Origin of the sequence: Pigmentiphaga sp. H8 (assembly GCF_003854895.1) — a bacterium.
Taxonomy (GTDB): domain Bacteria; phylum Pseudomonadota; class Gammaproteobacteria; order Burkholderiales; family Burkholderiaceae_B; genus Pigmentiphaga.
Genome location: NZ_CP033966.1, coordinates 3,690,824 through 3,712,851, shown reverse-complemented (window position 1 = coordinate 3,712,851; position 22,028 = coordinate 3,690,824). Strand labels below are relative to the sequence as shown.

At 68.7% G+C, this 22,028-nt stretch carries 21 protein-coding genes; 8 read left to right on the top strand and 13 right to left on the bottom strand.

Going from position 1 to position 22,028, the window contains the following annotated elements; translation table 11 throughout:
- Positions 1-219 precede the first annotated feature (219 nt).
- From EGT29_RS17510 to EGT29_RS17495, 4 genes are read left to right on the top strand one after another with little or no spacing between them, the layout of a single operon-like run.
- Complete coding sequence (locus tag EGT29_RS17510; RefSeq protein ID WP_124690175.1) at positions 220-1,416, top strand: NAD(P)/FAD-dependent oxidoreductase; 1,197 nt, start codon at positions 220-222, stop codon at positions 1,414-1,416.
- Positions 1,413-2,318: an oxaloacetate decarboxylase gene (locus tag EGT29_RS17505; protein WP_238160076.1), complete on the top strand. Its 906-nt coding sequence runs from the start codon at positions 1,413-1,415 to the stop codon at positions 2,316-2,318. The genes EGT29_RS17510 and EGT29_RS17505 overlap by 4 nt, the downstream gene beginning before the upstream one ends.
- Complete coding sequence (locus EGT29_RS17500) at positions 2,315-2,929, top strand: isochorismatase family protein (RefSeq protein WP_124690174.1); 615 nt, start codon at positions 2,315-2,317, stop codon at positions 2,927-2,929. The genes EGT29_RS17505 and EGT29_RS17500 overlap by 4 nt, the downstream gene beginning before the upstream one ends.
- Positions 2,930-2,939: 10 nt before the next feature.
- Positions 2,940-3,680, top strand: a complete 741-nt coding sequence (locus tag EGT29_RS17495; protein ID WP_124690173.1) for an arylmalonate decarboxylase — start codon at positions 2,940-2,942, stop codon at positions 3,678-3,680.
- Positions 3,681-3,700: 20 nt separating this feature from the next.
- Here the strand turns inward: EGT29_RS17495 and EGT29_RS17490 are convergent, their stop codons facing one another.
- The 11 genes from EGT29_RS17490 to EGT29_RS17440 all read right to left on the bottom strand — a co-directional run bounded on the left by EGT29_RS17490 (position 3,701) and on the right by EGT29_RS17440 (position 14,120).
- Positions 3,701-4,432 (bottom strand): GntR family transcriptional regulator, encoded by a 732-nt coding sequence (locus EGT29_RS17490; RefSeq protein ID WP_124690172.1) that lies wholly within the window; start codon positions 4,430-4,432, stop codon positions 3,701-3,703.
- Between the two features lie 74 nt (positions 4,433-4,506).
- Positions 4,507-5,643, bottom strand: coding sequence for a PepSY domain-containing protein (locus tag EGT29_RS17485; protein WP_124690171.1), 1,137 nt, complete (start codon positions 5,641-5,643; stop codon positions 4,507-4,509).
- A gap of 41 nt (positions 5,644-5,684) precedes the next feature.
- Entirely contained in the window at positions 5,685-5,897 is a 213-nt protein-coding gene (locus EGT29_RS17480; protein ID WP_124690170.1) for a hypothetical protein, read from the bottom strand.
- A 94-nt stretch (positions 5,898-5,991) separates the two neighbouring features.
- Positions 5,992-6,597 carry a bifunctional 2-polyprenyl-6-hydroxyphenol methylase/3-demethylubiquinol 3-O-methyltransferase UbiG gene (locus EGT29_RS17475; protein ID WP_124690169.1) on the bottom strand — a complete coding sequence of 202 codons (606 nt, stop codon included), beginning with the start codon at positions 6,595-6,597 and terminating at the stop codon, positions 5,992-5,994.
- A gap of 27 nt (positions 6,598-6,624) precedes the next feature.
- Positions 6,625-6,720, bottom strand: a complete 96-nt coding sequence (cydX, locus tag EGT29_RS17470) for a cytochrome bd-I oxidase subunit CydX (RefSeq protein ID WP_087841421.1) — start codon at positions 6,718-6,720, stop codon at positions 6,625-6,627.
- Positions 6,721-6,740: 20 nt separating this feature from the next.
- Positions 6,741-7,895 carry a cytochrome d ubiquinol oxidase subunit II gene (cydB, locus tag EGT29_RS17465; RefSeq protein ID WP_124690168.1) on the bottom strand — a complete coding sequence of 385 codons (1,155 nt, stop codon included), beginning with the start codon at positions 7,893-7,895 and terminating at the stop codon, positions 6,741-6,743.
- A 3-nt stretch (positions 7,896-7,898) separates the two neighbouring features.
- Positions 7,899-9,488 (bottom strand): cytochrome ubiquinol oxidase subunit I, encoded by a 1,590-nt coding sequence (locus EGT29_RS17460; protein WP_124690167.1) that lies wholly within the window; start codon positions 9,486-9,488, stop codon positions 7,899-7,901.
- Between the two features lie 16 nt (positions 9,489-9,504).
- Complete coding sequence (locus EGT29_RS17455; RefSeq protein ID WP_124690166.1) at positions 9,505-11,190, bottom strand: amino acid ABC transporter ATP-binding/permease protein; 1,686 nt, start codon at positions 11,188-11,190, stop codon at positions 9,505-9,507.
- Positions 11,187-12,854 carry a thiol reductant ABC exporter subunit CydD gene (gene cydD, locus EGT29_RS17450; RefSeq protein WP_370283046.1) on the bottom strand — a complete coding sequence of 556 codons (1,668 nt, stop codon included), beginning with the start codon at positions 12,852-12,854 and terminating at the stop codon, positions 11,187-11,189. The genes EGT29_RS17455 and cydD overlap by 4 nt, the downstream gene beginning before the upstream one ends.
- A gap of 207 nt (positions 12,855-13,061) precedes the next feature.
- On the bottom strand, positions 13,062-13,370 hold the full coding sequence (locus EGT29_RS17445; RefSeq protein ID WP_124690164.1) for a hypothetical protein: 309 nt from the start codon (positions 13,368-13,370) through the stop codon (positions 13,062-13,064).
- A 138-nt stretch (positions 13,371-13,508) separates the two neighbouring features.
- The gene (locus tag EGT29_RS17440; RefSeq protein WP_124690163.1) at positions 13,509-14,120 is read right to left on the bottom strand and encodes an NAD(P)-dependent oxidoreductase; all 612 of its coding nucleotides are present in this window, start codon (positions 14,118-14,120) and stop codon (positions 13,509-13,511) included.
- Positions 14,121-14,418: 298 nt separating this feature from the next.
- Between EGT29_RS17440 and egtD the strand changes: the two genes are divergently transcribed.
- The 3 genes from egtD to EGT29_RS17425 are packed head-to-tail and all read left to right on the top strand — an operon-like array spanning position 14,419 to position 16,947.
- On the top strand, positions 14,419-15,438 hold the full coding sequence (gene egtD / locus EGT29_RS17435; RefSeq protein WP_238160074.1) for an L-histidine N(alpha)-methyltransferase: 1,020 nt from the start codon (positions 14,419-14,421) through the stop codon (positions 15,436-15,438).
- Positions 15,435-16,706 (top strand): ergothioneine biosynthesis protein EgtB, encoded by a 1,272-nt coding sequence (egtB, locus tag EGT29_RS17430; RefSeq protein WP_124690162.1) that lies wholly within the window; start codon positions 15,435-15,437, stop codon positions 16,704-16,706. Before egtD ends, egtB begins: the two co-directional genes overlap by 4 nt.
- A 10-nt stretch (positions 16,707-16,716) precedes the next feature.
- A complete protein-coding gene (locus tag EGT29_RS17425) occupies positions 16,717-16,947 on the top strand; it encodes a hypothetical protein (protein ID WP_124690161.1) in 231 nt (76 codons plus the stop codon).
- Positions 16,948-16,962: 15 nt separating this feature from the next.
- Here EGT29_RS17425 and EGT29_RS17420 read toward each other — a convergent pair whose 3' ends face one another.
- Both EGT29_RS17420 and EGT29_RS17415 read right to left on the bottom strand, forming a co-directional pair.
- Positions 16,963-18,921: an AsmA family protein gene (locus EGT29_RS17420; protein WP_161567856.1), complete on the bottom strand. Its 1,959-nt coding sequence runs from the start codon at positions 18,919-18,921 to the stop codon at positions 16,963-16,965.
- A 50-nt stretch (positions 18,922-18,971) separates the two neighbouring features.
- Positions 18,972-20,414: an RNA polymerase factor sigma-54 gene (locus tag EGT29_RS17415; protein WP_255465707.1), complete on the bottom strand. Its 1,443-nt coding sequence runs from the start codon at positions 20,412-20,414 to the stop codon at positions 18,972-18,974.
- Between the two features lie 218 nt (positions 20,415-20,632).
- Between EGT29_RS17415 and EGT29_RS17410 the strand changes: the two genes are divergently transcribed.
- Positions 20,633-22,027, top strand: coding sequence for a phosphatidylserine/phosphatidylglycerophosphate/cardiolipin synthase family protein (locus EGT29_RS17410; protein ID WP_124690159.1), 1,395 nt, complete (start codon positions 20,633-20,635; stop codon positions 22,025-22,027).
- Position 22,028: the final 1 nt, after the last annotated feature.

Below are 22,028 nucleotides of genomic sequence, written 5' to 3'. Positions count from 1 at the left end.
GTACACAATCGGTGTTAATCCGTAATTCCGGGATTAAAGATCGATAGGGTCGGAGAGTTTGAGTCCGTTCTCTATAGGTTCCAGGATTGGTGCAGTTTTCCCTTGTTTTGTGCGCATTCTGACGAGTTCTCTCCATGTCGGTGAGGCAAATGCAATGGCTGGACTTTTTCGCTCGTTCGTATCACTATTCGAATAGATTGTGTACAAAGTGAGTGGAAAATGGCTAAGGCAAAGGTTCTGGTGGCTGGGGCGGGCCCGGTGGGGCTGGTCAGCGCGATGGTGCTGGCCGAGGCGGGCGTGGACGTGGAAGTGTTCGAGCGCAACGCCGACGTCATGGAGGATTTGCGGGCGTCGACCTTCCATCCTCCCACCCTCGACATGCTGGCGCCCTACGGTATCTCGGACGTGCTGGTGGCCTCGGGCCTGAAGGCGCGGATGACTCAGCAGCGCGACCGGCGCAAGGGCCTGATCGCCGAGTTCGACCTGGAACGCCTGGCCGGCAGCACGCGCTATCCGTTTCGTCTGCAGTGCGAGCAGTGGAAGCTCAATGCCGAACTGGTCAGGAAGCTGGAAAACCATCCCCGTGTGACACTGCGCTTCGGCTGCGCCGTCGAAGCGGCGCGGCAGGACGAGGAGTCAGCCACGATCCGGATCCGGACGGCGGGCGGCATGGAAGACGTGCGCGGCGACTACCTGATCGGCGCGGATGGCGCCTGGAGCACGGTCCGCCGCAGCCTGGGCATCGAGTTCGAGGGCTATACCTATCCCGAGCGCTTCCTGGTCGTTTCCACCGATTTCCCGTTCGAGTCGCACTTCGACAACCTGTCGTGGGTGAACTATGTGTCGGACCCCGACGAGTGGTGCGTGATGTTGAAAGTGCCATCGCTGTGGCGGGTACTGTTTCCCACCGCCGAACATGAGTCGGACGAGCACGTGCTGTCGGACGAGGTCATCGAGGCCCGTCTGCAGGGCCTTCTGCCCCGCGCCGGCGCCTACGAGATCGTCCACCGCACGCTCTACAAGGTGCATCAACGCGTGGCAAGCCGGTTCCGGCTGGGACGCGTGTTGCTGGCGGGCGATGCCGCGCACATCAACAATCCCCTGGGCGGCATGGGCATGAACGGCGGCGTGCACGACGCCTTCAATCTTGCCGCCAAGCTGATCGAGGTCATCACGGGACGGGCGCCGGACAGCCTGCTGGATCAGTACGAGCGTCAGCGGCGCACGGTCGCCATCGAATACATCAACGCCAACACGGCCCGCAACAAACAGCTCATCGAAGAGCGCGACGAGTCCGTCCGTTCGCGCATTCATGCCGAATTGCGCGCCACGGCCGCGGACCCCGAGGCCGCGCTGGCCTACATCCGCAAGACGTCGATGTTCGACGCGCTGGAGCGGGCCGGGAGCATCGCGTGAACAATGGCTATGCGACGCGCCCGCCCTCGGCGCGACGGCAGCGGCTGCGCGCGGCGCTGGCCGGCCCCGGGCCCATCGTCGCGCCCGGTGTCCACGATCTGATCTCGGTACGGCTGGCGGAGCGGGCGGGATTCGAAGCGCTGTTCATGAGCGGCTACGGCGTGGTCGCGGCGGCCCTGGGCCTGCCGGATGCCGGCCTGGCCAACGGCACCGACATGCTGGACCGGGTCCGGCAAATGGCGATGGTCAGCGAGGCCGCGTTGATCTGCGACGCGGATACCGGCTACGGCGGGCTGATCAACGTCATGCATACCGTGCGCGGCTACGAGCGCGCGGGCGCCGCGGCCATCCAGCTGGAAGACCAGGTCTATCCCAAGCGCTGCGGCCACATGCGGGGCCGCAAGGTGGTGCCGGCCGCCGAGATGGAGGCGCGCATCAAGGTGGCGCTGGACACGCGCGAGGACGCTGGCACGGTGATCATCGCCCGCACCGATGCGCGCACCGGCCTGGGCCTGGACGAGACGCTGCGCCGCGCCGAGCGCTACGCGCGCGCCGGCGCCGACGTGGTGTTCGTCGAAGGGCCGGAGTCGCGCGACGAGATCCGCGCGTTCGCCGGCTGCATGGGGGTTCCTCTCATGGTCAACATGGGGCATGGCGCGCGGCTGCCGCTCATGACTCCGGACGAGCTCCATGAACTGGGCGCCAGGCTCGTCATCTATCCGACGGCCGCGCTGCTGGCGTCGGCGCAGGCCTGCGCCGACGCGTACGGGGCGCTGGGCGAGGGCCGCCTGCCCATTGGGCCCTGCTATCCGTTCGCCGATTTTTCCCGACTGATGGGTTTCGACTGGGTAGAACGTTTCGATGCCCGGTATCGTACGCTCGACGAAGAGGGACAGGCATGAGCGAAATCGACGTCTATGAACGGCAAGGGCTGGGCCGGCCGTCGGGTGTGGGGCGGCGCTGTGGGCTGGTGCTGGTCGATTTCGTGAACGGATTCGTCGATCCAGCGCTGCTGGGCGGCCGCCACGTGGCCGATGCGGCCGAGCGCTCGCTGACCCTGCTGCAGGCCTTCCGCGGCCTGGGACTGCCCGTGGCGCACAGCCGCGTGGTGTTCGCCGACGACGGCAGCGACCACAATGTGTTCTGCCGCAAGGCGCCCGCGCTGACCCGCTTCACCGAGAACGCCGAGTGTTCGCAGATCCTGTCCCTGCTCGCGCCCGAGCCTGGAGAGCGTATCGTGCGCAAGCAGAGCGCATCCGCCTTCTTCGCCACGGGCCTGGCCGACTGGCTGCGCGCACGGGGCGTGGATACCGCCGTGGTGGTGGGCTGCACGACCAGCGGCTGCGTGCGCGCCACGGCCATCGACGCCATGCAGCACGATTTCATGACGGTGGTGGTGGAGGACTGCGTGGGCGATCGCGCGCAGGGCCCGCACCAGGCCAGCCTGTTCGACTTGCGGCAGAAGTACGCGGACGTGATGGACCGCGACGCGCTGCTTGCCGCCATTTCTTGAGGAGTCCAAGATGGATCACCTGGGTTACCGGATGAAGTTCGGGGTATTGGGACCGTCCACGAATACCATCGTGCAGCCGGATTTCGATGATATGCGGCCGGTCGGGGTCACCAATCACTACAGCCGTATCGAGATCCCCGACATGAGGGTGGACGACAACGAGGATTTCCTGCGTCTGGTGGAAGCGATTTCGTCCAACACGCTGCATGCGGCGGAAGTCCTCAAGAGCTGCGAGATGCAGTACCTCGTCATGGGGATGTCGGCCGTGACCTTCTGGAACGGCCGCAAGGGCGCCGAGGACTACCTGCGGGGCATACGCGAGCGCGCCGGCGTCGAGGTCAGCTGCGGTTCTTTCGCGCTGGAGGCGGCGCTGCACGCCTACGGCGCCAGACGCGTGGCGTTCCTGTCGCCGTACTTTCCGGTGGCCAATGCCGAGGTGCGGCGTTTCTTCGAAGACTGCGGCTTCACCGTGGTGCGCGATATCTGCCTGCGTCGCCCCAGCCCGGTCCTGATCGCGCACACCACCGACCAGATGTGCCGCGAGGCGATACGCGAACTCGATGGCGACGACGTCGATGCCATCGTGCAGGTTGGCACCAACCTGTCCATGGTGAGGCTGGCTGCGGCGGCCGAGCTGTATCTGGACAAGCCCGTGATCGCGATCAACGCCGCCACTTACTGGCATGCCCTGCGCCAGGTCGGCATTCCCGACAAGGTCCAGGGGCTGGGCCGGCTGTTGTCGCACTACTGACGCAGAGCGCGCCGCAGGGCTCAATCCTGGGCGGCGTGGGGATGGTCGAGCAGCGCGAACTGCGCGGACCGCAGATGGCAGTGCATGACGGCGCGCGCCCACGCGGGATCGCGCGCCGTGAAGGCGTCGAGCAATTCGCGATGATGCTGGAAGGTGCGTGCCAGGCGCTCGCGGTCATAGCTGCGCCGCGTGCCCAGGATGACCTTGATCTCGACGGCCTTGGCGCGCATGCTGCGCAGGCGTGGGTTGCCGGCCGCATCGTAGATCAGCGCATGGAAGCGCCGGTTCAGGGTGCTGATGCGGTCGAGGTTGACGGGGCTGACGTCCGGCCCGCGCGATTCCATCTCGTCCTGGACCTCGCGCAGTTCCGCCAGCGTCGCCGCATCCATGCGTTCGGCCGCCAGCGCGGCCAGTTCCGATTCGACTAGGATGCGCGCCGCATAGATCTCGCGGATTTCCGGAGCCGACCAGATCCGCACGGTGGCGCCGGCGTTGGGTCGCAGCACCAGGAAGCCATCGGCCACCAGCAGCCGTATGCCTTCGCGCACAGGAGTGCGCGACAGCCCCAGCGCCTCAGCGACTTCCTTTTCCGTGATGCGCGCGCCCTCGGGATAGCGGCCGGCCAGGATGCCGTTGCGCACGTGGGCGTATGCCTGCTGCACGGAGGCCGGCCGCGAGGACAGGTCCGAGAACGAATAGATGTCGGGCGAAATCGCCGGATGGGCGTCGGGGGAAGGTGCGGGGTGGGACATGCACGCGGCAACCAAGCTGGGTGTGGCTACTATAGCGGATCGCCACACCCGCGCGGGCTGTTCCGAGGCTGTCGCTAGGCCGTGGCGCGCGTGTTCCGGGCCGTAGCGGCGGCCGGTTGCCGCCTCTTCACCCACAGGTACAGCCCACTGCCCAGCACGATGATCGTGGCCAGATCCAGCAGCGCCCACAGGATCTTCATGGGCATGCCGCCGTAGTCGCCGAAGTGCAGCGGCTGGGATACCAGCAGTGCCGTCAGGTACCAGGGCAGCTTGGGCGAGGCGGTGACCTCGGCGGTCTGGGCGTCGATCAGCACCGGCTGCAACAGCTTGGAAGTAAGCGGCTCGTTGCCGGCCAGGAAGAAGGTGTTGTGGTGCGGACTGGAGAAAGCCGTGCCGGGGAAGGCGATGAAGGACAGCCGGGTGTGCGGCGCGACGGCCATCGCGGCTTCCATCGAGCTCTGCAGCGAGGCACGCTGGGCGGGCGGCGTGACCGGCTGGCCCTGATAGGGCGCCAGCAGCGCGCTCAACTGGTCGTACTGCCAATACTTGATCATCAGGTCGGCCCAGGTGTTGATCATGCCGGTGCCGCCCACGACGAAGGCCCAGACCAGCGTGACCACGCCCAGCAGGTTGTGCAGGTCCAGCCACTTGACGCGGGGCGCGCGGTGCCGCCGCACGTCGCCGAATTCCAGTTTCTTCATGAAGGGCCCGTACAGCACCGCGCCGGTGACGATGGCCACCAGCAGCAGAAGCCCCATGAAGCCCAGGAACAGCTTGCCCGCCAGCCCCGCGAACAGGTCCACGTGCAGCTTGAGCATGACGTACATGAATCCTTCGTCGAAGCGCGGTTCGGCCAGTACTTCGCCGGTGCGGGCATCCACCGCCACCGAGCGGAAGTCGTCGGTGGGCGCGGGCGTGGGGGTGAGCGTGACGAACCAGACGCGGTCGTCTTCCTCGTCCTGCGAGACGAACTGGATGACGCGATCGGGATGGCGTGCCTGCGCGACCTCCAGCACCCGGTCCAGGCTGACACGGGCCCGGTCGTCCGTCCGGTCGGGCGCCTCGACCTCGGTGCCCAGCAGGTGGCCCAGTTCGTGATGGAAGATCAGCGGCAAGCCGGTCAGGCATAGCAGCAGCATGAACAGCGTGCAGATCAGGCTGCTCCATTTGTGCAGCCAGGACCAGGTCTTCAGGGCACGGGCGGAGGGCATGGGTCAGGGTTCCTGGAAGGGCGGGAAGAGCGCGCGGCCTGTCATGCGCGCCTGCGGGTCGAGGCGTGGAAACGCGGGCGGTCGGGCTGGCGCCGCAGGCCGAACCACAGCATGGTGGCGACCGGGACGCCCAGTCCCGCCCAAGACCAGGCGTCGCCCCAGCTATCGGAAACCAGGGCGGAAATGAGTCCTGTCGCGGTCAGCGCGCCCAGCACGAGCGGCCATCCCCAGATACGGAGGGTGGAGGTGGACATGGGTTTCCCGTCTTGAATAAGGAAAAGGCAAATAATAACTATTCTTATTCTAGAGGGAAATGCCGGATACGCCCAGGTGGTACCCGAAAGGGATTCAGACGGTGGGCTTGCGGCCCACGTAGCGGGTCACGAAGGCCGGCCCGCGGTGCCCGTCCCCTTCGTCCAGTTCCACCTCGCCTTCCCAGCCCTGCACTTCCTCGAGCAGGCCGCTGAAATCCGCGCGTATCGTGGCGAGGTCGCTCAGCATGTCGGCGTCGCGGGGACCGCCGCTCTGGTAGGCCAGTTGGCGGGGATGGAAGGACTCCAGGATCAGCCAGCCGCCGGGAGCCAGCGCGCCCGCCAGGCGCCGGTGGGCGTCGGCCCGGAAGGCGCTGGGCAGGTGGACGTAGACCAGCACGACCGCGGCACAGGTGGCGGGAGGCGGCGCCCAGGCCGCCAGGTCCGCGTTCAGCGTGGTGATGGTGACGCCCCGGTTCGACGCCAGGGTCAGCGCCTTGTCCAGGCCGACCTGCGAATTGTCGACCGCCAGCACCTGATGCCCGCGCTCGGCCAGCCACACGCTGTTGCGGCCCTCGCCGTCGCCGGGCAATAGCACCCGGCTGCCCGCCGGCAGGCGGGGTTCCTGCTCGGCCAGGAAGCGGTTGGGCGCGGTTCCGTACTTGTAGCCAGGTTCGGAAAAGCGTTGATCCCAAGTCTTCATACTGCTCGATATCTCCGATGGAAGGACTTACTCGTCTTGCTCTCTGAGCTCGTACCACATGGCGTTCAGGACGGCGAACGTCGCCGCCAGACCCAACCCCAGTATCCAGGAAAAGTACCACATGCTCGTTCCTCCCAGGTGCGTCAGTAGGCGTGATTGCCGGGATCCTTCACGGCCGCTTCGTCGACCTTGCCCCACAGGACCCGGTAGACCCAGGACGTGTAGGCGACGATGAGCGGGATGAAGATTCCCGATGCGACCAGCATGATGAACAGCGTCAGGTGGCTGGACGAGGCATCCCAGACCGTCAGGCTGGCTCGCGGGTCGGCGGACGAGGGCAGCAGGAACGGAAAGATCGAGACGCCCACGCTCAGGATGATGCCCAGGATGGCCAGTGAACTTGCCAGCAGCGCGCCGATCTCGCTGCGCAGCCGGAGCAGCAGCAGGGCCAGCGCCGAGCCCGCCAGGCCGGCGGCCGGTGCCAGCATCAGCCACGGGTGGGCCGCGTAGTTGTCGAACCAGGCACCCGAGGCGATTTCGGCCGTCTTGCGCAGCGGATTGGACGAACCCAGCGGGTCTATGGTGCTGGTGATGCGGTAGCCGTCCACCCAGGCCCACAGCGCGATGCCGCCCAGCGCGAACAGCAGCAGCGTCAGGAACGCCGCCACGCTGCCGTAGCCGCGGGCGCGTTCGGCCACCTCGCCACGCGTCTTCAGGACCAGCCAGCACGCGCCCTGCGTGAGCAGCATCGTGACCGACACCAGGCCGCACAGTAGGGCGAAGGGGGACAGCAGTCCGAAGAAGCTGCCGTCGTAGAAAATGCGCAGGTCGCCGTCGAGCCGGAACGGCACGCCCAGCAGCACGTTGCCCATCGCCACGCCCAGGATCAGCGAGGGTACCAGGCCGCCGGCGAACAGCGCCCAGTCCCAGGTCGTGCGCCAGCGCGTGCTTTCGCGCTTGCTGCGGTACTTGAAGCCCACCGGCCGCAGGATCAGCGCGAACAGGATGGCGAACATCGCGAGGTAGAAGCTCGAGAAGGACACCGCGTACAGCGGCGGCCAGGCGGCGAAGATCGCGCCGCCGCCCAGGATCAGCCAGACCTGGTTGCCTTCCCACACGGGACCGATGGTGTTGATGACCACGCGCCGTTCGACGTCGGTGCGGCCGACGAAGGGCAGCAGCATGCCCGTCCCCAGGTCGAAGCCGTCGGTCAGCGCGAACGCGATCAGCAGGATGCCCAGCAGCGCCCACCAGATCAGGCGCAGCACGTCGTAGTCGATGAGTGTGTGCAGAATCATGGCTTACTCCTGGGCGGTCAGACGTTGGGACAGGTGCGGGGCCACGAGCCGGACTTCCGGATCGGGGTCGGGCTCCACGCCCTTGCGGATGGCGCGCAGCATCAGGCCCATCTCGACGATGAACAGCACGGTGTAGAGCGCGGTGAAGCCCAGTATGGTCATCAGCACCGTTCCCGCGCCCAGGTCGGAGACGGCCGCGGCGGTAGGCAGCACGCCTTCGATCACCCAGGGCTGGCGGCCGAACTCGGCCACGATCCAGCCCATTTCGGCGGCGATCCAGGGCAGCGGGATGGCGAACACCGCGACCTTGAGCAGCCAGCGGTGCGCATCGAGCCGGCGGCGGGCCGACAGGATGAAGAACGTTGCCATCAGCAGGATGAAGAAGAAGCCCAGTCCGACCATGATGCGGAACGCCCAGAACAGCGGCAGGACCATGGGCACGGTGTCCCAGGCGGCCTGGTCGATCTGCTGGGGCGTGGCCTGGCGCGGGTCGTCCAGGTAGCGCTTGAGCAGCAGGGCGTAGCCGAGGTCGCTGCCATGCTGCTCGAAGGCGTCGCGGTCGGCCGGCGCGATGGCGGCGGAGCTGCCCGCCGCGCGGATGCGCTGCAAGGCGTCGAAGGCGATGATGCCGCTGCCTATGCGCTCGCGCGCGTGATCGACCAGCGTGGTGATGCCGGGAATCTCGGTGGTGAGCGAGCGCGTGCCGATCAGGCCCATGACGGCCGGGACGCGGACGGCGTAGTGGGTCTCGCGGGCCTGCTGGTCGGGAATGCCGACGATGGTGAAGGGCGCGGGCGCGGGTTCGGTTTCCCACATGCCTTCGATGGCGGCCAGCTTCATCTTCTGGTGCTCGGTCGACAGGTAGCCGCTTTCATCGCCCAGGACCACCACCGATAGCGCCGAGGCCAGGCCGAACGAAGCGGCCACCGTCATCGAGCGTTTGGCCACGTCGATGTGCCGGCCCTTCAGCAGGTACCAGGCCGACACGCCCAGTACGAACACCGACGCGGTCACGTAGCCGGCCGACACCGTGTGCACGAACTTGGCCTGCGCCACCGGGTTCGTCAGCACGGCGAAGAAGTCGGTGACTTCCATACGCATGGTTTCGGGGTTGAAGGCCGAGCCCACGGGGTTCTGCATCCAGCCGTTGGCGATCAGGATCCATAGCGCCGAGAAGTTCGAGCCCAGCGCCACGCACCAGGTCGCCACCAGGTGCCCGACGCGCGACAGCTTGTTCCAGCCGAAGAAGAACAGGCCGACGAAGGTCGCTTCCAGGAAGAAGGCCATCAGGCCTTCCAGGGCCAGCGGCGCGCCGAAGATGTCGCCCACGTAGTGGCTGTAATAGCTCCAGTTCATGCCGAACTGGAATTCCATCACCAGGCCGGTGGCCACGCCCAGCACGAAGTTGATGCCGAACAGCGTGCCCCAGAACTTGGTCATCTGGCGCCAGATCTTGCGCCCGGTCATGACGTAGACCGTCTCCATGATGGCGATGACGACCGACAGGCCCAGCGTGAGCGGGACGAAAAGGAAGTGGTAGAGCGCCGTCAGTGCGAACTGCAGGCGCGAGAGTGAAACGATGTCGAGGTCCATGGTGCCAGCTTCCTCCTCAGTCCGGGCGCAGGGTGTGAAGTCGATGATCGAAGGCGGGGGTGCCGCGGCGCAGGTCGGCGGCCACGGTGCCGTCGGCCAGCACGACGATGCGGTCCGCCAGGGCGGCTTCCCGCCGGATGTGGGTGGCGATGAGCAGGGTGCGATCGCGCGCCTGCCCGGCCAGCCGGGCCACCACGTCGCGCGCGGTCGGCGCGTCCAGTCCTTCCGTGGGTTCGTCCAGCAGCCACAACTGAGTGGGGCGCAGGAACAGCCGTGACAGCGCGAGCCTGCGGGCCTGTCCCGCCGACAGGCCCAGGCCGCCTTCGCCCAGGCGCGTGTCCAGGCCGGCGGGCAGGGCGGCGATGGCCTGGTCCAGGCCGGAGGCCTGCAGCGCGGCCCACAATGCGTCGTCGCCGGCGTCGGGTCGGGCCAGGCGCAGGTTGTCGCGCACGCTGTCCTGGAACAGCTCGGTGCGTTGCGTCAGCAGGCAGGAGGCGGGGGCTTGGACTCGTCCGGTGGAGGGCAGCCGCTCGCCCGCCACCAGGGCCAGCAGCGTCGACTTGCCGGCGCCGCTGGGGCCGATCACGGCCACGCGTTCGCCGGGCCGGATCGTCAGGGTGATGTTTTCCAGGGCCACGTTGGCGGGCACGCCGGGCCGGCTGTCGTGGCGCAGGCTGGCATGTTCGACCAGGATGTCGCCGGAGGCGGCGCGGACCGGGGCTGTTGCCGGCGCGTCCAGCCGAGGCGCCAGGCGGCGGATGGCCAGCAGGGTGCGGCCCAGCTCCAGCGTCCCCCGCCGCAGCGGCGTCAACGGTTCGGCGCTTGCCAGCACGAGCAGCAGGGCCAGCGCCGCCACGGGGGCGCCGATGGCCGAACCGGCGACCAGCAGGACGCAGGCCGCGAGCGTGGCGGCCAGGGCCGCGGTGCCCGCCACGGCCTGAAGGAAACCGCCTTGTGCGTCGGCGCGGTTGATGGTGTCGTCGGCGGCGGCCAGCCGGTGCTCGGTCCGGGCCAGCATCCGGCATTGCGCCGTCAGGCGGCCGGCCATGGCGAGTTCGGTCTGGCCGGAGACGAGGTCGATGGCCTGCGCGCGCAGGGCTTCGATCGCATGGGCGCGGCGACAGGCGGCGCGGCGGCTGCGGCGCGCGGTCCAGGCCAGGATGCCGGCGCCCGTGGCCAGCAGCCAGCCGGCCATGGCCACGCCCAGCGGCAGGCTGACCACGCCCAGCATGACGCCGACCAGGGCGATCGCGGCACAGGCGGCGCCGGCCGGCACCAGCAGGCGCAGGTATAGGGCGTCCAGCGCGTCGGCGTCGGCGGTCAGGCGGAACAGCAGCCGGGCCGGCCGCGCGAGCAGCCTGCGCGCGGCCTCGGGCCGGGCCCAGCCCGCGAACAGGCGCGGACGCAGCGCGGCGATGACCGCGAGCGCCGCGTCGTGGGTGACGACCCGCTCGCCGTAGCGGGCCGCGGTGCGGACCAGGGCCAGCAGCCGTATGCCGGCGCCGGGGGTGAACACGTCGAAGGCGAGGGCGGTGCCGGCGGCCAGTCCGGCCAGCGCGGTGGCGGTGATGAACCAGCCGGACAGGCCCAGCAGCCCCATGCCGGCGCAAACCGTCAGCGCGGCCAGCGCGACGCCGCCCCACAGCAGGCTGCGCCGGTCGGCGAAAAAGAGCCGCAGCACGGCGTGGATGGAAGCTTTCATGAGGCCGCTCCCAAGGCGGCCAGCGGGGCCGTTTCCGCATCTGCCGGCATCGCGCGCGGCGCGGCAAGGTCGATCACGCGGTCCATGCGCGAGGCCAGTTCGGGGTCGTGCGTGGCGACGATCAGGGTCCTGCCCGCGGACTCGGCCAGCAGCCGGCGGGTCAGTTCCCGGGCCGTGGCGGCGTCCAGGTGGGCGGTGGGTTCGTCGGCCAGCCACAAGTCGCTGCCGGGCGCGGCGGCCGCCCTGGCCATCGCCAGGCGCAGGCATTCGCCGCCCGACAGGCCGATGCCGGACTCGCCCAGCGGGCGACCGGCTTCGCGCCCCGCCAGCTGCCCCAGCGTCGCAGCCTCCAGGGCGCGGCCCACGGCCTGGACGCTGACGTCCGGGCGGCCCAGGGCGACGTTGGCGCCCAGCGTGCCGGCGAAGACATGCGGCTTCTGCCCGATCCAGGCCATGCGTGCCCGCAGTCGCGGCGCGCTCTGGCCATCCAGCGCCACGCCGTCGATGACGACGGCTCCGGACTGGGCGGGTACGAGGCCGGCGATCAGCGCCAGCAGCGTCGACTTGCCCGCCCCGCTCGGCCCCATGATGGCCACTCGTTCGCCAGGTGCCACGCGCAGGTCCAGGCCGTCGATGACCGATGGCGCCGCATCGGCGTGGGCGAAGCGCAGTTGAACGAGTTCGACGGCGGGCGGCGGACGGTGCGCGGGTCCGTTGCCGGACGGCGGGAAGGGCGCGGCGCCGCCCACCAGCTTCGACGGCGCCGAGGAAAGCGCGCGCAGCGCCTCCAGCGCCGCCCGGCCCGCGGCCCGGTCATGCCAGGCCGTGGAGAGGTCGCGCAGCGGCTCGAAGAAGCTGGGGGCCAGCAGCAGGACGAAGAGCCCCTGGCCGAGGGTGAGCGGACTGCCCCAGGTGCCGAAGGGCAAGGTGCCCAGCAGGTGGAATCCTACGTAGACCGCGACCATGGCGACCCCGATGGCGGAAAACAATTCCAGCACCGCCGAGGACAGGAAGGCGATGCGCAGTACCGCCATGGTACGCGTACGCAGCGTTTGTGCAACGTATGCCAGCCGTCCGGTGGTGGCGTCGACGGCATCCAGCGCCCGCAGCGTGGCCAGGCCTCGCAGGCGATCCAGCAGGAAGGCGTTCAGCGTGCCCATCTCGGCCAGATGGGCCTGGCTGGCGCGCTGGGCGCGCCAGCCCACCAGCGCCATGAACACCGGGATCAGCGGGGCCGAGGCCAGCAGGACCAGCGCCGCGACCCACGACAGCGGCGCGACGGCCGCAAGGATGGCCAGCGGCACGACCAGGATCTTCAACTGGATGGCGGGGTAGCGGGCCAGATAGGGCAGCGCGGCATCGGCCTGTTCGGCCAGCACGCTGGCCGCGTGGCCGGCGGCGGGGCGCCGCTTGTCCAGCGGAGAGCCGTTCGCCAGCGCATCGACCGCGGTGGCGCGCAGTGTCGACAGGCGGCGCCGCGCGACCTGGAAGCTCAGGCGCGCCCCCCACGCATCGCAGCCCGCGCGCAGGACGCCGGCAAGCAGGAAACAGGCGGCGGCGATCAGGCCCGCGGCCACGTCGCCCGGATCCGCCGCCATGCGCTGCACCGCCGAGGCCAGGATGCCGGCCTGGACCAGCCACGTCAGCGATCCGGCCAGTTGCAGCCAGTCGCCGGGGGAAGGGCGGAGCGCGTCGCCGGAGCGCGCGCGGGCGGGGCGGGACAGGGGCGTACTCCCGTTGTACGTTGGGCTGCCCCTAAGGTATCAGTGCTCGGTAGGACGTGACAATGATCTGCCTCAACTCGCGACATTCGGTCGCGCCCCCCGGCGGCCGGCGGCAAAAGGAAACGGCCCCGTGCAAGGGGCCGTCGTTCAGTCGCGGTAGCCGTGGCGCCGATAGTGGCGTTCTTCCCGATAGCGCCGTTCACGCTCCCAGCGCCGCTCCTGTTCCCACCGGCGCTCGCGCCAGTACGGGTCATAAGGCACGTAGCCGACCGGCCCCGGGACCACCATGACGGGAGGCGGCATATAGACCGGAGCGGGAGCCATGTACACCGGAGGCGGACCATAGACGATACCGGGTATGCCGATGCCTATGGATACGCTCACGCGGGCCTGGGCCGTCGCACTGAGGGCCAACAGGGCCGCGCCCACCAGCCCTGCCATTGCCAGCCGTTTCATACAGATTCTCCGAGACTGCGATGACCCCACTGTATGGGCGATTCCCGTGCGGCGGTTTGTGCGGGCTGTTGCAATCGTCGCCACATGTAACGCCCCCGGGGCGGGCATCGCGCTTCGCGTTGTTCGCCCGCGACGCGATCAGTAGCCCACGGTGAAGCGCCGGCCCGTGTGCGCGGGCTTTTCCACTTCGTCCAGCATCGCGATGGCGAAGTCTTCCATGGAAATCCAGCTGCGGCCGTCCGCGGCGGTCAGCAGCGCATCGCCGCCCAGGCGGAACGTGCCCGTGCGCTCGCCGGGCACGAACAGCGCCGACGGCGACAGGAAGGTCCAATCCAGGTCCTTTTCCGCTCGCAGGGCGTCCAGCCAGTCACGGCCGGCCAATGCCTCGGTCTTGTATTCGGCCGGGAACGCCGGCCTATCCACCAGCGCGGCGCCCGGGGCCACTTCCAGGCTGCCGGCGCCGCCCACCACCAGCAGCCGCGGAACGCCGGCCTGCCTGACGGGGCCGAGGACGCTGGCAAGGGGCGAGGTGGCGAAGCGGACGCTGCTGACGACCGCGTCCTGGCCGCGCAGGGCCGAGGCCAGTTTCGCGCCGTCGGCCAGGTCGATGTCCAGCGTGTCCAGTCCGGGGCGCGCGGCCAGCCTGGAGGCATGGCGTGCAATGGCGGTGACATGGTGGCCGCGGGCCAGGGCTTCGTTGACGAGGCGGCTGCCGACGTTGCCGGTGGCGCCGATGATGGCGAGATTCATGGAAGCTCCTTGACGATGAGAGAGAGGGGGCGGAGGCGATCCGCCGCGACCGTTACAAGCTTAGAGGCTGGCCCATGAGGGAAAAACTGGGGTGGCCGCCATAGTTTGTTTCGGTTTACGGTCGAATACCGCCCCTTTTTGCAGCGTCGTAGGCAAGGGTTACATCCCATTCCTGTCCCCCGGGAAGCGACAAGCGTATAGATAGGGGCCATGTCCGGCGGCCAGGGCAGGCATCGCGCTTGCTACGGCCGGGGGAAGGACACTCTGCCGCTGTCCCAAGGAGCCCATATTGACAACCATGCTTCGAGGTCCCGCGCACAGGATGGCCGGGAACGACACCGCTTTTTCGATGGAAGGCGCGCCGTCCCCCGGGCGGCGCGCCGAGACCGCGCCGCTCGACAATCGCGCGGCGGAACTGGCCGCGGGGCTGCGGGCTGAACAGGCCCGCATCGATCCGAAATTCCTTTACGACGCGCAAGGGTGCGTGCTGTTCAACGCCATCTGCGAACTCGAGGAGTACTACCCGACGCGCACCGAGCGGGCGATCTTCGAGGCCCATCGCGCGGCCATTGCCGGTGCTCTGCCGCGCCGCCTCCAATGGGTGGACCTGGGCTGCGGGGATTGCGCGAAGTCGCGTGCCTGGCTCGCCCACGTGGACGCCTGCCGGTACCTGGGCGTGGACATTGCCGCCGACTGCCTGCGGCACGAGGTGGCGGCGCTGGGCCGCAAATTCCCGCAGGTCGCCTGCGTGGCGGTGGAGGCGGATTTCTCGGGGGATCTGGACCTGCGCCGGCACCTGGCCGACACCCAGGAGCAGCCGCCGGTATTCTTCTACCCCGGATCGTCCATCGGCAATTTCGACCCCGAGCGGGCCGTCGCGCTGATGGCCTCGATCTGCCGACAGGCCGGCCCGCGGGGCAGCCTGTTGATCAGCGCCGACCTGCGCAAGGACAGGCGCGTGATGCAGCGCGCCTATGCCGACGATCTGGGGGTGACGGCGGCATTCAACCGGAACGTGCTGCGCGTGTGCAACCGGGTGCTGGGCAGCGACTTCCAGCCCGCCGAATTCGACCATGAATCGCGTTTCGACGACGGCCATGGCCGCATCGAAATGCGGTTGCGGGCCAGGCAGCGGCAGCGCGTGCGCTGGGGATCGTCGGAGCGGATCTTCGAGGCCGGCGAGGACATCGTGACCGAGCATTCGTACAAGTACACGCCGGCGCAGTTCGATGCGATGCTGGCGCAGGCGGGGTTCTCGGTGCGCAACATGTGGACCGACCCGCGTTCGTGGTTCGGCGTTTTCCTGGCGCAGCGATGAACGCGCGCGACGATGTGTTCGTTCCCGAACTGCTGGCCCGCCGCGTGGCGGGGGTGCGCGAGGCCACGCTGGCGTTGCTGGACGGGCTGACGCCCGAGGACTGCATGCTGCAGTCCATGCCCGAGGCCAGTCCGGCCAAGTGGCACGTCGGCCACGTGGCGTGGTTCTTCGAGACCTTCGTGCTCGAGCCGTGGCAGCCGGATTTCCGGCCCTTCGACCCCGCCTTCCGCGAACTGTTCAACTCCTACTACGTGGGCGTGGGCGAGCGCCATCCGCGCGGGCAGCGGGGGTTGCTCTCGCGTCCTTCGCTGGACCGGGTCATGGCCTACCAGCAGTCGGTGCTGGAGCGTCTGCTCGAATGGATGGACGATGCGGCGCCGCCCCAGGCGCTGGCGCTGGTCGAGCTCGGCCTGCATCACGAGCAGCAGCATCAGGAGCTGATCGCGACCGACCTGAAGCACCACTTTTGGCACAACCCCCTGTTGCCCGGATGGCGGCCGGCTCCGGCCGAAGCGCCCGCGGTGGATCCAGGACCGGCGGCGTTCCAGCGCTACGACGCGGGATTGGTGGACCTGGGGCATGCGGGCGACGGTTTTGCCTTTGACAACGAAGCGCCCCGGCACCGCGCGTGGGTGGAGGCGTTCGAGCTGGCGCGGCGTCCGGTCTCGAATGCGGAATACCTGGCCTTCATCGAGGACGGCGGCTATGGCCGGCCGGACCTGTGGCTGTCCGACGGCTGGGACGCGCGCGTGCGGGGCGGCTGGGACATGCCGCTGTACTGGATGCGGGACGACGGCCGGTGGACGTGCCACACGGCGGCCGGTCCGCGCCCGGTGGATCCGGCCGAACCCGTCTGCCACCTGAGCTACTACGAGGCCGACGCCTATGCGCGCTGGGCGGGTGCCCGGCTGCCGACGGAGCAGGAGTGGGAGCGGGCTGCGACGCAGGCAATGGCCGAGGGCTCCACCCTGCTGGCCGAAGGGGACTTCGCCGAGTCGGGGCTGCTGCATCCGAGGCGCCTGCGCGCCGAGGCGACGGATTTCCTGGGCGGGGTGTGGGAATGGACGCAGAGCGCCTACCTGCCGTATCCGGGCTTTCGTCCGGCTGCCGGCGCGGTGGGGGAATACAACGGCAAGTTCATGATCAACCAGATGGTGCTGCGGGGCGGGTCCTGCGCCACGCCGCGCAGCCATATCCGTGCCACGTACCGCAATTTCTTCGTGCCGGGCTCGCGCTGGCAGTATGCCGGCCTGAGACTGGCGCGCTGAGGAGCCTCGCATGAAGGAACCCGAGAAGCGGCGGCCGGAGCGCACCCGTACCCAGGACGACAAGGGACAGGGCGAACCGCGGCTGCCTCATGAGCACGACGAATCGCACGACAGCCAGGAAAGCGCGCCACGCAAGGTGATCGAGCAGGCCTACGAGGATGTGCAGTCGGGCCAGGAAGACACCGATCTTCGTTCCAGCGGCGGCCGGCGCATCCCCGGCGTGCCGCGCAACGAAGACTGAGCCGCGCGGCCGCGGTCAGCGGGCCTTGCCCTTGTTGCCCTTGGGGGCGGGCGTGTCGGCGTTGCGGCGCGCCTCGCGCAGGTTCGACAGCAGGCCCTGGCAGTCGGCATCGGTGCCCGGGCCGGTCTCGATCAGCGGGATCAGCGCCGCCAGGGGATTGATGAAGGCCAGCGCGATGGAGGCGCCGGCCCGCGCGAACAGCGAAGCCTTGTCGATCTTGAAGTCGGGCGCCCCGAAGGTGCCGACGATATCGATGGGCGAGCGCGCCACGAGGATGCTCTTGTCCTTGGGACGGGGCTCGAAGCGCAGGGCCAGGCGCTCGTTGCGCAGGTCTATGGTGCCGTGGCCGTCGACGCGGGTGTCGTCGGTGTCGATGACCAGGGCCTGCGAGGTGGCGATGCCGTCCTTGACCGCGAAGGTGGCGACCGCGCAGCGCAGCCGTGTTTCCTTGTCTCCGCCGATCAGGAATCCCAGCGCCTGGGTGGCGTCCAGGCCGATGGCCTCGACCAGCAGGTTCGAGATCTCGCCGCCGGTCACGGCCATGCCCACCGTGCCGTCGGCACGCCCCAGCATGGCCCGTATCGAGTTGCCCGCCGTCTTGAGCTTCAGGTCGGCGCCCAGCGTGCCCTCGCTTTTCTGCATCAGTTTCACGTCGGGGAACAGCCGGTTCAGGCGCGCCCGCTGCACGCCGATGCGGGCGTCGGTGCGTATCACCGGCTGGCGCGCGTCCAGCGTGATGTCCGAGCGCAGTTCGCCGCCCGCGTAGCCGAAGTTCAGCGGCACCAGCTTGAGCACGCCGTCCTGCAGGATGAGGTGGGCGGAGAAGTCGTCGAAGGCCCAGGGACCGCGCACGCGCACGTCGCCCGCGTCCAGCGTGACGTCGGCATTGATGGCGTTGAGCCGCTCCAGCCTGAACTCGGCGTCGGGCAGGATGCGGCGGTCGGCCGCCGGCTGCGGCGCGGCCTGCGCCTTCTGCGCGGGGGCATCGTCGCGCACGCCGATCAGGGGGCCGAGATCCTTCATGTCCAGCACGCGGCTCTTGAGCTTGGCGCGCAGCATGGGCTTGTCGCGGCGCATCTCGTAGCTGGCGTCGCCGGAAATGTCGGTCGAGCCTATCCTGCCGTCCATGCCCGTCAGGTCGAAGTTCATGCCGTCGCGTTTCAAGCGGCCCTTGATGCGGTAGGGCGGGGTGGTGGGCAGGGGCAGGTTGATGTACGGATACAGCGTGGACAGGGTCGGCCCGGCGATGTCCAGCGCCACGTCCACGGTGGCATCGCCGAACGGATCGCCCACCTGGCCCTCGGCCCGGACGTGGGTGGGGCCGCCCTTGGCGTCGATGAAGAAGGGAAAGGGCGTGCCCGAATCGCGCAGTGTCAGGATGCCGCCGGTACGCGCCACGCCGCCGAACGCGGCGTCATGGTAGTGGCCGCCGAATTCCAGCTTCATGCCATAGGCCGGTCCCGAAGCGGGCGCCTCGATGCTGTCGGCCTGCAGGTGCGCGTCGGCCTTCAGCACGCGGTCGTCGTAGTTCACCTTCACGCGGTTCAAGGACAGCGCGCGTACCACCACGTCGGGGGGCGGTCCGCCATCGTCCTGTCTGGCCAGGGTCCAGTTGTTGGCGCCCGACGCATCGCGGGCCAGATGGGCCTGGGCGCCGTCCACCGACAGCAGGTCCAGCACGACGGCGCGCCGCAGCAGGGGCAGCAGCCGGACCCGGACCTCGATGGATTCGGCTTGCAGCATGCGCTCGGGCTTGGTGTCGGGAATGTTGTCCACGGCCAGCCCGTGCAGCCGGATGCGGGTGACGGGCCGCAGCCGCATGCGGAAGTCCTCGAGCACCACCTGCCGTCCGAGCTTTTCGGTGGCCAGCCGTTCCACCGGTCCCCGCAGGAAGCGCCAGTCGGTCAGCAGCGCGGCGGCAACCAGGAGGATGATGAGTCCAAGGACGGCGGCAAGGATTCTTTTTGTTCGCATCGGCAGATTTCGCGGAAAGAGGCACGCTCCCATCCCCGCGTTTTAATGGCTCAGGGCTGTTTGCGCAATTCCGCGGGTGGCAGTTTCATCAGGTCGCGGTACTTGGTGACGGTGCGCCGCGCCACCACCACGCCCTGTTCCGCCAGCATCCTGGTCAGCGAGACGTCGGACAGGGGATCGCGGCGGTTCTCGGCGGCGATCATGTCGCGGATCAGGGCGCGCACCGCCGCGGCCGAACAGCGGCCGCCCGTTTCGGTGGCCAGTTCGCGCGAGAAGAAGTGCTTGAACTCGAACACGCCGCGCGGCGTGGCCATGTACTTGTTGTTCGTCGCGCGCGAGACCGTGGACTCGTGCAGGTCCAGTTCCTCGGCCACCTTGCGCAGCACCAGCGGCTTGAGCGCGATCTCGCCGTAGTCGAAGAAGGTGCGCTGGTGCGCGACGATGGCCTCGGCCACCCGCTGGATGGTGGTGAAGCGCTGTTCGACGTTGCGTATCAGCCAGCGCGCCTCCTGCAACTCTTGCGCCAGCGGAGCCCGGTCGTCGCAGCGCGCCTTGCGGAACAGGTTGGCGTAGGCCTGGTGCAGGCGGGCCTTGGGCATGACTGCCGGGTTGGTGGAGATCACCCACTTGTTCCGGATCTTGCGCACGATCACGTCGGGCACGATGTGGTCGGTGCCTTCTTCCGAGAAGGCAAATCCGGGCCGCGGCGTCAGGCTGCGTATGAGCCGGCAGGCCACCGCCAGTTCCTCGTCGTTGCAGCCCAGCCGGCGGCGCAGCTCCGCCGTCTCGCGGCGCGCCATCAGGTCCAGGTACTGGTCGGCGATCGCCATCGCCAGCGCGCGCCCCGGCGTGGCCTCGCGCTGGGCCGCCAGTTGCAGGCGCAGGCATTCTCCCAGGCTGCGGGCCGCGAGTCCCGGCGTGTCCAGGTGCTGGACCAGGGTCAGCGCGACCATCCACTCGTCGTGGGACGGCGCGGGCTGCACGGACAGCGTGTCGGCCAGTTCGTCGAAGTCCTGGCGCAGGTAGCCGTCCTCGTCCAGCGCCTCGATGATGATCTCGGCCAGCAGCCGGTCGCGGTCTCCCAGCCGGTAGCCGCACAACTGCTGGTGAAGGTGGTCGTGCAGCCCCATGGAGCTGTGCGTCCATTGTCCGATGTCGGGCCGCTCCTCGCCGTCGTCGTCGCGGGTCCGGCTACCGGCGTAGCTGCCGCCGTAGGGCTCCGGGTCGAAGGCGGGGGGAGGGGGCTCGGGGGCGTCGTCGGCTTCGGCCTGGCCGGTGGCATTGCGATCCACCGGAAGGACCGATTCGCTGGCCTGCGCCGCGGCCGAGGCGTCCTGGTCGTCTTCCTCCAGGAACGGGTTGTTCGCGATGGCTTGCTGCAGCTCCTGTGTGAACTCGAGCGCGGACATCTGCAACAGCTTGACGGACTGCTGGAGCCTGGGCGTCAAGGACAGTTGCTGCCGCACACGCATGTCGTAAGTAGCTTGAACCAATGCCGTCTCCCGTGCTTGGCCGGACCATGGCCGTTGAATGTCGCAATCCCCTTACGTGCAAGCTTCGTGCCAATGCGAAGCCGTAGGCATGATGCGCAGGACAGTGGAAAATAGCGTGCAGCTCTTGCCGCTTCGGTAAGTTTTACCGGTGCAAAGGCCGGCTGGACAGGGGTTAAGTTCGACGGAACGGGTCTGTCTCGTAACAGAATGAGAAAAACATGCGAAGCTTCCTGCGCGTTCTTCTGTACGGCCTGTGCGCGGTGGTGCTGTGCCACTGCGCCAGCCCGCTTCCCGATCCGGCCAGCGGCACCGAGCCCCGGCGCAAGGTCCGCATCTCCAGCGAAACCGGCCTGCTGACCTACCGCGAAAGCCGCCGCATCATCCAGCAACTGGACGCCCGGGGCCAGGCGGGCGATTTCCTGGCGCGGCACCTGCAGGTCGAGGAGGCGGTGACCGATGCGCCGCTGGTCGTCGGCAACGAGGTGCGGCTCTTCGGCGACGGTCCCAGCACCTATCGCGCGATGGAGGAAGCCATCGGCGCCGCGCGCCGCTTCATCCATCTGGAAAGCTACATCTTCGAGGACGACCGGATCGGCAATCTCGTGGCCGAAATGCTGATCGCCAAGCGCGCGCAAGGCGTCGCCGTGGCCGTCATGGTCGACGACATCGGCACCTTGTCCGTTCCGCCCGATCTCTTCGATCGCATGCGGCAGGCCGGCGTGCAGGTGGTCTTCTTCAATCCCGTCAATCCGCTCAAGAGCCGGGGCAACTGGTCCCTCAACGAGCGCAGCCATCGCAAGATCCTGGTGGTGGACGGCGAGGTCGCCTTCATCGGCGGGATCAATCTGAGCGACGTCTACGCGTCACGGCCGGTGGCCGGATCGTCGGCCCGGGCCCACGAGGCCGAGGGCCGGCAGGACGCGCCCTGGCGGGACACGCACATCAGCATCCGCGGCCCCGCGGTGCCCGACGTCGAGCGCGTGTTCCTGGAGGGCTGGCGCAGCCAGGGCGGGCCGCCGCTGGGCGATATCGACTTCCTGCCGCAGCAACCCCGGCGGGGGCCGCATGTGGTGCGCATCCTGGTCAACCGCCCGGGTTCGGCGGACAACCACGCCATCTACCTGACGCTGCTGTCCGCCATCAACAGTTCGCAGCGGTCGGTGCACATCACCATGGCCTACTTCGTGCCCGATCCGGGTTTCATCGCGGCCCTGGGCGATGCCGCCCGCCGCGGCGTCGACGTGACGCTGCTGCTGCCGGGGTTCAGCGATTTCTCGATCGTGCTGCATGCCGGCCGTTCCCACTACGAGGAACTGCTCGAAGCCGGCGTGAAGATCTACGAACGCAAGGACGTGCTGCTGCACGCCAAGACGGCCGTGGTGGACGGTGTCTGGTCCACGGCCGGCTCCAGCAACCTCGATTGGCGCAGCTTCACCCTGAACCACGAGATCAACGCCGTGATCCTGGGCGCCGACTTCGGCACCCAGATGGAGGCCCTGTTCGAACGCGACAGGCAGGCGTCCGTACCGGTGGTGCTCGAACAATGGAAGAAGCGGCCGCTGACGGCCAGGTTCAAGGAGTTCATGTCGCGCCTGCTGGAGCGCTGGCTGTAGC

Excerpts from the sequence above, each read along its gene's own strand:
- EGT29_RS17510 (WP_124690175.1), top strand. The coding sequence starts at position 220 with ATGGCTAAGGCAAAGGTTCTGGTGGCTGGGGCGGGCCCGGTGGGGCTG.
- EGT29_RS17500 (WP_124690174.1), top strand. The coding sequence starts at position 2,315 with ATGAGCGAAATCGACGTCTATGAACGGCAAGGGCTGGGCCGGCCGTCG.
- EGT29_RS17495 (WP_124690173.1), top strand. The coding sequence starts at position 2,940 with ATGGATCACCTGGGTTACCGGATGAAGTTCGGGGTATTGGGACCGTCC.
- EGT29_RS17490 (WP_124690172.1), bottom strand. The coding sequence starts at position 4,432 with ATGTCCCACCCCGCACCTTCCCCCGACGCCCATCCGGCGATTTCGCCC.
- EGT29_RS17485 (WP_124690171.1), bottom strand. The coding sequence starts at position 5,643 with ATGCCCTCCGCCCGTGCCCTGAAGACCTGGTCCTGGCTGCACAAATGG.
- EGT29_RS17480 (WP_124690170.1), bottom strand. The coding sequence starts at position 5,897 with ATGTCCACCTCCACCCTCCGTATCTGGGGATGGCCGCTCGTGCTGGGC.
- EGT29_RS17475 (WP_124690169.1), bottom strand. The coding sequence starts at position 6,597 with ATGAAGACTTGGGATCAACGCTTTTCCGAACCTGGCTACAAGTACGGA.
- cydX (WP_087841421.1), bottom strand. The coding sequence starts at position 6,720 with ATGTGGTACTTTTCCTGGATACTGGGGTTGGGTCTGGCGGCGACGTTC.
- cydB (WP_124690168.1), bottom strand. The coding sequence starts at position 7,895 with ATGATTCTGCACACACTCATCGACTACGACGTGCTGCGCCTGATCTGG.
- EGT29_RS17460 (WP_124690167.1), bottom strand. The coding sequence starts at position 9,488 with ATGGACCTCGACATCGTTTCACTCTCGCGCCTGCAGTTCGCACTGACG.
- EGT29_RS17455 (WP_124690166.1), bottom strand. The coding sequence starts at position 11,190 with ATGAAAGCTTCCATCCACGCCGTGCTGCGGCTCTTTTTCGCCGACCGG.
- EGT29_RS17445 (WP_124690164.1), bottom strand. The coding sequence starts at position 13,370 with ATGAAACGGCTGGCAATGGCAGGGCTGGTGGGCGCGGCCCTGTTGGCC.
- EGT29_RS17440 (WP_124690163.1), bottom strand. The coding sequence starts at position 14,120 with ATGAATCTCGCCATCATCGGCGCCACCGGCAACGTCGGCAGCCGCCTC.
- egtD (WP_238160074.1), top strand. The coding sequence starts at position 14,419 with ATGCTTCGAGGTCCCGCGCACAGGATGGCCGGGAACGACACCGCTTTT.
- egtB (WP_124690162.1), top strand. The coding sequence starts at position 15,435 with ATGAACGCGCGCGACGATGTGTTCGTTCCCGAACTGCTGGCCCGCCGC.
- EGT29_RS17425 (WP_124690161.1), top strand. The coding sequence starts at position 16,717 with ATGAAGGAACCCGAGAAGCGGCGGCCGGAGCGCACCCGTACCCAGGAC.
- EGT29_RS17420 (WP_161567856.1), bottom strand. The coding sequence starts at position 18,921 with ATGCGAACAAAAAGAATCCTTGCCGCCGTCCTTGGACTCATCATCCTC.
- EGT29_RS17410 (WP_124690159.1), top strand. The coding sequence starts at position 20,633 with ATGCGAAGCTTCCTGCGCGTTCTTCTGTACGGCCTGTGCGCGGTGGTG.